Source organism: Aquibacillus kalidii (genome assembly GCF_014280935.1).
Classification (GTDB): domain Bacteria; phylum Bacillota; class Bacilli; order Bacillales; family Amphibacillaceae; genus Aquibacillus_D; species Aquibacillus_D kalidii.
Map to the genome: position 1 here is coordinate 23701 of NZ_JACLZI010000043.1, position 9585 is coordinate 33285.

Annotated in this window: 10 protein-coding genes, 1 riboswitch and 1 other annotated feature; all 10 genes read left to right on the top strand. The window is 37.0% G+C overall.

Annotated elements, in window-relative coordinates; genetic code table 11:
* The first annotated feature begins 66 nt into the window (after positions 1-66).
* Positions 67-1410: an extracellular solute-binding protein gene (locus H7K77_RS12330; RefSeq protein WP_235988924.1), complete on the top strand. Its 1344-nt coding sequence runs from the start codon at positions 67-69 to the stop codon at positions 1408-1410.
* Between the two features lie 84 nt (positions 1411-1494).
* The gene (locus H7K77_RS12335) at positions 1495-2376 is read left to right on the top strand and encodes a carbohydrate ABC transporter permease (RefSeq protein ID WP_186578148.1); all 882 of its coding nucleotides are present in this window, start codon (positions 1495-1497) and stop codon (positions 2374-2376) included.
* A gap of 41 nt (positions 2377-2417) precedes the next feature.
* Positions 2418-3287, top strand: a complete 870-nt coding sequence (locus H7K77_RS12340; RefSeq protein ID WP_235988926.1) for a carbohydrate ABC transporter permease — start codon at positions 2418-2420, stop codon at positions 3285-3287.
* Positions 3288-3313: 26 nt separating this feature from the next.
* A complete protein-coding gene (locus tag H7K77_RS12345) occupies positions 3314-3955 on the top strand; it encodes a YesL family protein (protein ID WP_235988925.1) in 642 nt (213 codons plus the stop codon).
* A gap of 339 nt (positions 3956-4294) precedes the next feature.
* A complete protein-coding gene (murB, locus tag H7K77_RS12350; RefSeq protein ID WP_186578150.1) occupies positions 4295-5212 on the top strand; it encodes a UDP-N-acetylmuramate dehydrogenase in 918 nt (305 codons plus the stop codon).
* Positions 5213-5332: 120 nt separating this feature from the next.
* Positions 5333-5478: riboswitch (FMN riboswitch) on the top strand.
* Between the two features lie 160 nt (positions 5479-5638).
* Positions 5639-6721, top strand: coding sequence for a bifunctional diaminohydroxyphosphoribosylaminopyrimidine deaminase/5-amino-6-(5-phosphoribosylamino)uracil reductase RibD (gene ribD, locus H7K77_RS12355; RefSeq protein ID WP_186578151.1), 1083 nt, complete (start codon positions 5639-5641; stop codon positions 6719-6721).
* Entirely contained in the window at positions 6722-7375 is a 654-nt protein-coding gene (ribE, locus tag H7K77_RS12360) for a riboflavin synthase (RefSeq protein WP_186578152.1), read from the top strand. It abuts the gene before it with no gap.
* 11 nt (positions 7376-7386) lie between these two features.
* Positions 7387-8580: a bifunctional 3,4-dihydroxy-2-butanone-4-phosphate synthase/GTP cyclohydrolase II gene (locus H7K77_RS12365; protein WP_186578153.1), complete on the top strand. Its 1194-nt coding sequence runs from the start codon at positions 7387-7389 to the stop codon at positions 8578-8580.
* Between the two features lie 10 nt (positions 8581-8590).
* Positions 8591-9058, top strand: a complete 468-nt coding sequence (gene ribH / locus H7K77_RS12370; protein WP_186578154.1) for a 6,7-dimethyl-8-ribityllumazine synthase — start codon at positions 8591-8593, stop codon at positions 9056-9058.
* A 92-nt stretch (positions 9059-9150) separates the two neighbouring features.
* Positions 9151-9361, top strand: a binding site (T-box leader).
* 20 nt (positions 9362-9381) lie between these two features.
* On the top strand, positions 9382-9585 hold a 204-nt coding region (locus tag H7K77_RS21060; protein ID WP_222599350.1), incomplete at its 3' end, for a hypothetical protein.

The following is a 9585-nucleotide window of genomic DNA, read 5'->3' on the forward strand; positions in this document are numbered from 1 at the left end:
TAACTGGTGATAGTATTTTAGATGTAAACAAAATACTTAGTCAAATGACTTAAGGGGGTTATTTTATTGTTTAATAAGAAAGCGCTAACACTGGTTTTTACCCTAGTAATGCTATCATTTTTAGCTTTGGCTGGATGTTCTTCCTCCGGTTCTGATGAAGAGGCAAATGGCTCAAATGAATCCAGTGATTCAGGAGAATCTAGTGGGGAACAAGTAACAATTGATTTTATGCACTTATGGCCAGAGGGTAGTTCGAAAGCACAGTATACTATCGTTGATGACATCATTAAGTCTTATGAAAAAGAAAATCCAAATGTAAAGATTAAAACGGAAATTCTAGCAAATGAGCAATACAAGGATAAGATTAAAGTTTTAGCAGCATCAAATGAACTTCCTGATGTAGGTATTACATGGGCAGCGGGATATTTACAACCGTTTGTTGAGGGGAATATGTTTACACCTTTAGACGATATAATTGAAAGTGATTTCAAAGATTCGTTTGTATCAGGTACAACAGAAGCATTTGCTCTGGAAGACACAACGTACGGTTTACCGCTAGAATTAAATATTACACCGGTTTACTACAATAAAGAGATTTTTGAACAAAATAATTTAGAAGTACCTCAAACTTATGATGAGTTTTTAAATGTAGTTCAAACCTTAGTTGATAAGGGTATAACTCCAATTACGGTAGGAAATAAAGATGCATGGACAGGTTCCATGTGGTATATGTATCTAGCTGATCGCATTGGAGGACCATCAGCATTAAATAGTGCCATTGATCGTTCAGGTAGTTTTGAAGACGAAGCTTTAGTAAAAGCGGCAGAAGAAATTAAAAAATTAGTCGATATGGATGCGTTCGTTAAAGGATTTAACGGCCTTTCTAATGATGAAGCAAAGGGTTATTTCATGAATGAACAAGCAGCAATGTATTTAATGGCTACTTGGGAATTACCAAACTATACAACTAGCCCAGATGTTTCTGATGAATTTAAAGAAAAGGTTGGTTACTTTAAATTCCCTACTTACGATGGTGGAAAAGGAGACATTGATAGCTTTGTAGGTGGACCTGGGGTTGGGTTGTTTGTTGCTGAAGATTCACAGGTGAAAGAGGAAGCGAAGAAATTTGTTTCTTATCTTGTAAAAGAATGGGGTAAACACTCTGTTACAGATGCTGGTGTAATTCCTGCAACGAAGGTTGATACATCAAACATAGACTTAGATCAAATGTACATTGATATTCTAGAAGATCTAAACAATGCGTCTAATCTAACGCTTTATGCTGACGTTCAAATGAGCCCAGGGGTTGCTCAAGTACACCTGGATATGATTCAAGCGTTATTTGGTGGCCAAGTATCACCAGAAGAGTTCGCTAAGAAACAAGAAGAAGCATTGGCTGACGAAGAGTAATCCTTTCGTATATTGTTTCTATTAAAGAGGGCATATAGCATATATGTCCTCTTCCTTATATAAGAGTGAAGGGAGCTTCGAATTATGAAAAATGTGATGTCTAATAAAACCGTAATTGCCCTTTATGTACTACCTGCGTTGCTTCTAATTCTTGTTTTAGTTTACGTCCCTATCGTGTTAACAGGGTATTACGGGTTAATGGATTGGGACGGAATAGGAAAAATGAAGTTTATTGGACTAGAAAACTATATTGATTTGCTTAAGGATAAAATGTTTTGGTCGAGTACGTATCACTCGTTTCAGCTAGCAATCTTTTCAACTATTAGTCTTTTGTTATATTTAGTAATCTCACTTGTATTAGCTAGCAAGATAAAGGGTTCGGATTTATTAAGGAAAATTTACTTGATCCCGATGTTATTATCATCAGTTGCCATCGCGCAGCTTTGGCTTAAGATTTTCGATCCTAATAATGGCATGATTAATAGTCTTCTAGAGATGATGGGTGTAGAAAATGCCCCTGTCTGGCTGGCAGATCCCAATGTGGTTCTTTACGCAATTTTTATACCAATAATATGGCAGTATGCAGGGTTCTATATCATTATTTATTATGCTGCATTGAAAAATGTTCCAGAAGAGCTAGTAGAAGCTGCTCGTATTGATGGAGCTAACCCGGTGCAAATAGCATATAAAATAAAATTACCATTAATAGCAGGTGTATTTAAAGTAACCATCGTACTTGCAATAGTAGGTTCCTTGAAATATTTCGATTTAATTTGGGTTATGACTGGCGGTGGACCAAACGGAGCGAGTGAAGTAATGGCATCATATATGTATAGTGAGGCTTTTAAAAGCTATAACTTTGGATACGGCAGTGCAATAGGATTTGCCCTACTAGTTATTTGTTTAATCATGACATGGTTTATTCGTAAACTAACTGCTGCAAATGATAATAATAATCAATTTTAAAGGGAGTGAAAATGATGAGTGAGATAAATACTACTAAGGAAATGAAAGCCACCTTATCTACTCCGACTAAACCCAAACTTTCATTAGGCAAACGACTGGGATTTACTATTCTTTATCTTATACTTGGTGTTGTAGCCATTTTTCAAATTTATCCGTTAGTCTGGTTGTTTATGTTTTCGTTAAAATCAAATCAAGAAGTTTTTGGACTTTCACCATTTGCTTTACCTCAGGACCCCCAATGGGCTAACTATGCAAAAGCTTGGACTCAAGGGAATATAAGCCTGTATTTTTTTAATAGTGTATGGATTACAGTAGTAGCTGTTGTACTTACTGTCATACTGGCAAGCTTTGTAACTTTTGCCATTACTCGAATGTACTGGAAGTTAAATAAACTTGTACTTGGACTGTTCATGGTAGGGTTAATGATCCCGATACACTCGACATTGATTCCCTTATTCGACTTTTATAATAAACTAAATTTAATTGATAACCCGATTTCCATCATATTAAGTTATACTGCGTTTAACCTACCATTAACTATTATGATTTTATTAGGTTTTTATCAGACGCTTCCTCGGGAAATTGAAGAAGCAGCTGTCATGGATGGGTGCTCCATCCACCGTATCTTTTTCCAAATTACGTTGCCAATGACTGCTCCAGTTATTTCAACAACAGTTATTATTAATATGATTTACAATTGGAATGAATTTGTATTTGTGAATACATTTATTAGTTCAGATAAATGGAAGACACTAACTGTTGGTATCCAAAACTTTATTGGACAATATTTAACAGATTGGGGTGCAATTGGTGCGACGTTAATGATTAGTATTGTTCCGATCCTTGTCGCTTTCTTACTACTTAGTAATCGGATTGTAGAAGGAATTGCTGCAGGCTCTGTTAAAGGATAATTCATTTAATGGTTAGGAGGATAAAAATGACTAGAACAAATATGGGATATTTATATACAATAACAGAATGGGTTACTAGGTTTGCATATCTTAACCTACTATGGATGTTTTTCACTGTAACTGGACTAGTCATTTTTGGGTTCTTTCCTGCCACAGTAACAATGTTTACCATTGTTCGTAAATGGATAATTGGTTATGAAACAGATGCAAGTGTATTTCATACTTTTTGGACAACGTATAAAGAGGAATTTAGGAAAAGTAATCTAATCGGTTTAGTGTTGATCATTACTTCAGGTTTGATTTACTTGGACCTAAACTATATGAGAATGAATGCAGGTGGAATGCTATGGTTGACACATATTCCTTTATATCTCTTCATTTTTGGATTTCTAATGACAACTTTATATTTCTTTCCTGTATATACGCATTATAATATAAATCTCTTTCAACAATTTAAACATGCTTTTCTCATTATGTTTATTAATCCAATCAACAATGTGATGATGCTAATCGGTGTGGGGATTACGATATATATATTTACGCTAATTCCGGGTCTTGCCTTTTTCTTTGGAGGTAGTTTAATGACTTACATTATTTTCTGGCCCTGTTACCGGTCTTTCAATAAAATCGAAGAAAGGCAAAGAATATTAGCAGAGAAAGTTAGTTGAAAATATATCTTATAAAGAGCTAAATTGAGATATTCAGTTGGCTCTTCTTTAAATATAAAGTAATGATTATATTTTTCTGTCCTGTTTTTGGGAAAAGAACCGTTGTATCTAATTTTATTGCTTGTTATAAAACCCGTTCTGGTTTTCCTTAGTTGTTGGACCTGTCTATTTATCAGCAAAAGATAGGTGCTGCACACTACACTCACAATTATCTTGCCCAAAGCATAATGATAGTAGGTGTAGCAATACCTTGTTGATGAATAGCTTGTCTTACTGCTATAATCTAAAGGCATGATATCAAATATGGGTAGTTAATGCCGGCAATAAAGGATGATTTATATGAATAAATATCATCACATTTATGAAGATTTGCTTTCCATTACATCTAAGGAAAATGTAATGGTTGATGAATATTTAAAAAAACATACTTATACTCGATTGGGTGGCAAGGCAGATATATTCGTGACACCTGGTTCTGTAAAAGAAGTACAGGATATTATAAAGCTAGCAAATAGTAAGGAAGTTCCTTTTACACTATTAGGTAATGGATCCAACTTAATTGTAAGGGATGGAGGGATTCGTGGCATTGTCATGAGTCCGAAACGATTTTCAACTATTAAAAGAGAAGGTAACAGCATTGTTGCAGAAAGTGGTGCAAGAATCATTGATGTCTCACGAAAAGCATTAGAAGAACAATTGACTGGAATGGAATTCGCCTGTGGGATACCTGGAACAGTCGGTGGAGCTTTGTTCATGAATGCGGGTGCATACGGTGGGGAAGTAAAGGATGTTCTTAGCCATGCGGTAGTAGTAACAAAAGAAGGAGAGCTTGTAACGCTTTCTGCTGATAAATTAGACCTTGATTATCGAACAAGTAATATCCCGGATAATGGATATATTGTTCTAGAAGCACATTTTGATTTAACACCTGGAAATTATCAAGATATAAAAGCTATTATGGATGATCTTACTTATAAAAGAGAATCGAAGCAACCACTTGAATATCCATCTTGTGGTAGTGTTTTTAAACGACCACCTGGATACTTCGCAGGCAAGCTAATCCAAGATAGTGACCTTCAAGGGAAGGGTGTTGGAGGAGCTGAAGTTTCAACAAAGCACGCAGGCTTTATTGTAAACAAGAATGAGGCTACAGCATCTGACTATATTGCGGTTATTGAAATGGTTCAGAAAACGGTTAAAGAGAAGTTCGGTGTTGCTTTAGAGCGAGAAGTTAAGATTTTAGGTGAAGATAGTTAATGGTAAATAGCTGTGATGCAGGTTTTGTGAGCTATTTATAAAAGTTTATTTGGAATATTGAGCATTACTAATTGCTTTATTATTTAATTTCAACGTGTTATTATTAGTACAATCGAATAAGGATTCCTTTGGGGCAGGGTGAAAATCCCGACCGACGGTAATAAGTAAACATACTTTAAGTCCGTGACCCGGAGCATGAAAGTGCGAAGGTGGATTTGGTGAAAAACCAAAACCGACAGTGAAAGTCTGGATGGGAAAAGGAATAGGTGTACTTAAAATGTTATTTATTTTTGTACACTACTACTAGGTCTTACCTTAAACGGTATAGTCTAGTTTATTTGCGTATGCTTACTAAGCCCCTGATGATAATTTATCAGGGGCTTTTCTTGCTTCTCTTTCCAATTAATGAGGAAAGGGTGTGGTTAAATGACAAATGAAGAGTATATGGACTTAGCGTTTACTGTGGCAGAAGCTACTCTTGGACAAACAAGTCCCAATCCTTCTGTAGGTGCTGTCGTTGTAAAGGACGGTAGAATCCTAGGGATAGGTAGCCATCTAACAGCTGGAAGCCCACATGCAGAGGTCTATGCAATTATGCAGGCAGGTGCAGAAGCGGAGGGTGCAGAAATATATGTAACGCTAGAGCCATGTGCGCACTTCGGACGAACACCACCGTGTGCAGATTTGATCATTGAACACAAATTAAGAAAGGTTCATATCGCTTGTTTAGACCCGAACCCAGCAGTTGCAGGAAAGGGTGCGGAACGTATAAAACAAGCTGGAATTGAAGTGGAAGTTGGGTTAGGAGAAGCAAGAGCTCTAGAATTAAATCGCAAATTTTTTCATTTTTTAAGAAAAAAAAGACCGTATGTAACACTGAAAGCTGCAACTACTTTAGATGGGAAAATAGCCACATCGACTGGAGATAGTAAATGGATTACATCTGAAGAATCACGTTTAGATGTCCATAATCAGCGACATATTCACGATGCCATCTTAGTTGGAATTAATACGGTCATGAAAGATAACCCCCTTTTAACCACCAGATTGCCCCAAGGTGGAAAAAATCCCATTCGAATTATTTTAGATACTCACTTAAAGATTCAAGACGAAGCACAAGTATTAAACGATGGACTAGAAACGTGGATCATTTGTCGTTCTACTGCAGATGTAGCAAATTTCCAAGATAGCCATCCTGGCGTTAAAGTTCTGAGCTTACAAACAACTGAAATAGAGGATGTGCTTGACCTATTAGGTGAACATAACATCCAATCCCTTTACGTAGAAGGTGGTAGTAAGATTCTTGCTTCTTTTCTGGATAAGCAGCTGTTTAATGAATGCCATTGGTATATAGCTCCTAAGATTTTGGGTGGTTCGGACGCACTTAGTGTAATAGGTGGATATTCACCTGAATGGATGAGTCAAGCTACGCAATTGGATTTTATTTCAGTTAAACAATACGGCCGAGATATCAAAATAGTGGCACGCCCTAGAAAAGAGGTGTCGTAAATGTTTACAGGTATTGTAGAAGAAAAAGGAATAGTTAAGCAAATTTCGAAAAAGGGAAATTCCCTATCCCTTACGATAAAAGGTTCTACCGTAACCTCAGATGTTCATAATGGAGATAGTATTGCGGTTAATGGTGTTTGTTTAACCGTAACAGATTTCGGTACAGAGTGGTTTTCTGTGGACGTTATACCGGAAACATTCAGGGGATCCTCTTTAGCAAAATTAGATGTCGGTAAACAAGTTAACTTGGAGAGAGCGATGAGTGCTAACGGTAGGTTTGGTGGTCATTTTGTTTCTGGTCATATTGATACAACTGGTGTAATTAAACGAATCTGGGAGGAAGATAATGCTCGGTATGTAGAAGTGAGTGTTTCTCAAGAAGGGCTTTCATTTATTGCACGAAAGGGTTCGATATGTGTGGATGGAACTTCCCTAACAGTGTTTGGTTTTACAGAGAGCAGTTTCATCATATCGCTCATTCCAGAAACAAGAAATGCAACTATTATAGGTGATAAAAGGCAGGGAGATCTAGTCAACGTGGAATATGACATGCTCGCGAAGTATATGGCAAGATTGCTAGATTTTAAGAGCCATCCTATAGAGAAATCTAATGGAGAATTAACGATTGATAAGTTGAGAGATTACGGGTTTTGAGAGGTGAAACAATGTTTTCGAGAATAGAAAAAGCTATTGCGGATTTAAAGGCAGGAAAGATGATTATAGTGGTAGACGATGAGGATCGTGAAAATGAAGGTGATTTTGTCACATTGGCTGAACATGCGACGCCAGAAGCAATAAACTTCATGGCCACTTTTGGACGTGGTTTAATATGTACGCCAATGACAGCGGAGTACACTCGTAAATTTGGCCTAGAGGCAATGGTAAATCACAATACAGATGCCCACGGTACAGCTTTCACCGTAAGTGTTGATCATCAATCAACACATACTGGAATTAGTGCATATGAACGATCCATAACTATACAAAAATTTCTTGATAAGGAGACTGTACCGAGTGAATTTAAACGACCAGGTCATGTGTTTCCTTTGATTGCTCAAGAAAATGGAGTACTCGAAAGAGAAGGGCATACGGAAGCTGCTGTTGATTTAGCTATATTAGCTGGTTCACAACCAGTGGGAGTGATCTGTGAAATTATGAAAGATGATGGCACGATGGCACGTTTAGCCGACTTAGAAAAAATGGCTGTCGAACATAGCATGGCCATGATCACCATCCAAGATTTAATTACTTACCGTAAAAAAAGTGAGAAGTTAATTAATAAGGAAGTAGAAATTAACCTTCCAACAAGTTTTGGGCAATTTAAAATGGCTGCATTTACAGAGAAAATAACTGGAAAAGAGCATCTTGCCATTTATAAGGGAGAGCTTGATGATACGGAGCCTGTATTAGTTAGGATTCATTCTGAGTGTTTAACAGGTGATGTATTTGGTTCTTATCGTTGTGACTGCGGTCCACAATTAGATGAAGCACTAAACAAAATAGAGGCAGCTGGAAAAGGTGTGCTTGTATACATGCGGCAAGAAGGTAGGGGAATAGGCTTGGTGAATAAACTAAAAGCCTACCAATTACAGGAGCAGGGGTATGACACAGTAGAAGCAAACCATCAATTGGGTTTCGCTGATGATTTAAGAGAGTATTCCTTAAGTGCACAAATTTTGTCTGAGTTAGGCTTGAAAAAAATAAAATTATTAACGAACAATCCTAGAAAGATAACAGCATTAAAGGAGTATGGGCTTGAAATAGAAGAAAGAGTAAGTATTCAAATTCCCCATAACAAAGAAAATGAACATTATTTAAAAACGAAAGTATCAAAATTAGATCATCTATTAAACTTTTAGGAGGATAAGTATGAATAAGGTATTGGAAGGGAATTTAGTAGGAGTAGATTTAAAAGTCGGTATTGTAGTTGGTAGATTCAATGAGTTTATTACCAGTAAGCTACTGAGTGGTGCAGAAGATGCGTTAAGAAGGCATGGAGTGAAAGAGGAAGATGTATCAATTGCATGGGTACCTGGTGCATTTGAAATTCCGTTAGTTGCTCAAAAAATGGCACAAACAGGAAAGTACGATGCAGTTATTACGTTAGGAACCGTTATTAGAGGTTCTACTCCGCACTTTGATTATGTTAGTAGTGAGGTATCCAAAGGAGTGGCAAGTGTCTCTATGCAGCAAGGAATGCCGGTTATTTTTGGGGTATTAACAACTGATACGATCGAACAAGCAATCGAGAGAGCCGGTACTAAAGCTGGTAATAAAGGGGCAGAGGCTGCTATCTCTGCAATTGAAATGGCTAACCTAATGAAATCATTCAGTTAATGCTAGTAAATGGGGAGAAGCTTTTTTAGCTTCTCCTTGTATTGACTTTTTTTCCTATCCTACATATAGTATATATAATTAAAATTTCATAGTGAAAAGCGATGAAAAGGAATAGTAAAATACAAGTCTATTTTATAAGAGAGGAATGTAAGCTGAAAATTTCCATTTAGACTTTATTTGAACCTGCCTTGGAGTACGGTATCGATAAGATACATGCGGAGATTATTCCGATATCAAGCATAAGTGTATAGCTAGAAAATTAGCTGTAAACAAGGGTGGTACCACCATGTCTCGGTCCCTTTTTAGGGATGGGGTCTTTTTTTATGCAAAAAAAAGCTCTATTCACAAAATGGCAGTCTTTTAAATGCATAGTTGAGATAAAATCTCCAGTAACTTTATTAAAACCCTTTGGATGTGTGCTTGAACTCGTTCCGGCAGAATACTCCGCTTTCCGTGGGCACGGCCTCAAGCCTTCCCGTGACGCAAAGACCGCTCTTCCGGGATCTTCACCTCGTGCTGTTCCCACA

Bases quoted from the DNA above. Each gene is read 5' to 3' on its own strand.
- H7K77_RS12335 (WP_186578148.1), top strand. From the start codon at position 1,495: ATGAAAAATGTGATGTCTAATAAAACCGTAATTGCCCTTTATGTACTA.
- H7K77_RS12340 (WP_235988926.1), top strand. From the start codon at position 2,418: ATGAAAGCCACCTTATCTACTCCGACTAAACCCAAACTTTCATTAGGC.
- H7K77_RS12345 (WP_235988925.1), top strand. From the start codon at position 3,314: ATGACTAGAACAAATATGGGATATTTATATACAATAACAGAATGGGTT.
- murB (WP_186578150.1), top strand. From the start codon at position 4,295: ATGAATAAATATCATCACATTTATGAAGATTTGCTTTCCATTACATCT.
- ribD (WP_186578151.1), top strand. From the start codon at position 5,639: ATGACAAATGAAGAGTATATGGACTTAGCGTTTACTGTGGCAGAAGCT.
- ribE (WP_186578152.1), top strand. From the start codon at position 6,722: ATGTTTACAGGTATTGTAGAAGAAAAAGGAATAGTTAAGCAAATTTCG.
- H7K77_RS12365 (WP_186578153.1), top strand. From the start codon at position 7,387: ATGTTTTCGAGAATAGAAAAAGCTATTGCGGATTTAAAGGCAGGAAAG.
- ribH (WP_186578154.1), top strand. From the start codon at position 8,591: ATGAATAAGGTATTGGAAGGGAATTTAGTAGGAGTAGATTTAAAAGTC.